The sequence below is a fragment of the Helicobacter pylori genome, from assembly GCF_002832345.1.
GTDB classification, from domain to species: domain Bacteria; phylum Campylobacterota; class Campylobacteria; order Campylobacterales; family Helicobacteraceae; genus Helicobacter; species Helicobacter pylori_CP.
Genome location: NZ_PHLZ01000061.1, coordinates 1 through 637, shown reverse-complemented (window position 1 = coordinate 637; position 637 = coordinate 1). Strand labels below are relative to the sequence as shown.

Here is a 637-nt window from a genome sequence, read left to right as displayed (position 1 = left end):
CCTAATCCTACCACAAAAAATTAAATATAAGGAACGCAATGAATTACCCTAATCTACCTAACAGCGCGCTAGATTTCACAGAACAGCCCGAAGTGAAAGAAATCACTAACGAGCTTATAAAGCAATTACAGAACGCTTTAAAAAGTAACGCGCTTTTTACCGATCAAATACAGCTAAGCCTTAAAGGCATCGTTAGGATTTTAGAAGTGCTTTTGAGTTTGGATTTTTTCAAAAATGCGAATGAAATTGATAGCAGTTTGAGAAATTCTATTGAGTGGCTTAGTAACGCCGGCGAGAGCTTGAAATCAAAAATGAAAGAATACGAGCGCTTTTTTAGCGAATTTAATACGAGCATGAAAAGCAACGAGCAAGAAGTAACCAACACCTTAAACGCTAACACTGAAAACATCAAAAGCGAAGTGAAGAAGCTAGAAAATCAAATTATAGAAACCGCTACCAAGCTTTTAACGAGCTATCAAATCTTTTTAAACAACGCTAAAGAAAGCGCCAACAATGAAATAACCGAAAACAAAACCCAAGCGATAACTAACATTAACAACGCTAAAGAAAGCGCCAACAATGAAATAACCGAAAACAAAACCCAAGCGATAACTAACATTAACAACGCTAAAGAAAG

Annotated in this window: 1 protein-coding gene; it reads left to right on the top strand. The window is 36.1% G+C overall.

All coding sequences use genetic code 11. The features are described from left to right. Nucleotides 1–38: 38 nt before the first annotated feature. Nucleotides 39–637: ATP synthase subunit B family protein (locus tag CXY28_RS08580; protein ID WP_100980499.1), on the top strand; the 599-nt coding region annotated here is incomplete at its 3' end.